Raw genomic sequence first — 769 nt, forward strand, 5'->3', positions numbered from 1 at the left:
CAGCCTCAGCAGTGTTGCCCATGCCCCAATAATAATCTTCATGGCCTGCCTTAACAACGTCATAATTAAGTTCTGGTTTAAAACCTGTCATGGGTACGGCACTCATGCTTTCAGCGCCACCAGCAATAATACAATCGGCCATTCCAGATTGTATTTTAGCTGTTGCAATGGCAATAGTTTCAACTCCAGAGGAGCAAAACCTGTTTACGGTTACACCCGGAACATCAACACTGTTTAATCCCATTAAAGAAATTAAACGTGCCATGTTTAAACCTTGTGAACCTTCGGGCATTGCGTTACCAACAATAACATCATCAATTCTTGATTTGTCTAACTGCGGAAGTTCATTCATCATATATTGAATGGTTTCGGCAGCAAGTTCATCGGTTCTTTTGAACCTAAACAGTCCTTTTGGTGCTTTACCTACGGCTGTTCTGTATGCTTTTACTATATATGCTGTTTTCATTTTTTAAAGTTTTAGTTTTTAGTATTAGTTTTTAGTGAAAATCTCATCATTTAAAACTTATCAACTAATAACTGGTATTTTTAATTGCGTAATGGTTTACCAGTTTTTAACATGTGCTGTATGCGTTCTAAGGTTTTACGTTCTGTACACAAGCTTAAAAAGGCTTCTCTTTCTAAATCTAGTAAGTATTGTTCAGTTACTAGCGTTGGTTCAGATAAATCACCACCGGCCATTACATAGGCTAATTTGTTAGCTATTTTTTGGTCGTGCTCACTAATGTAGTTGCTAGCCTCCATAGAGTCT

General features: G+C 37.5%; 2 protein-coding genes. Both read right to left on the reverse strand.

All coding sequences use genetic code 11. The features are described 5' to 3' along the window. The coding region (locus FUA24_RS07940; protein WP_317131946.1) for a thiolase family protein at positions 1-466 on the reverse strand (466 nt) is incomplete at its 3' end. 80 nt (positions 467-546) lie between these two features. After that, positions 547-769 (reverse strand): hypothetical protein (locus FUA24_RS07945; protein ID WP_148541218.1); only part of this gene is annotated, 223 nt, incomplete at its 5' end.

The sequence above is a fragment of the Seonamhaeicola marinus genome (assembly GCF_008085455.1).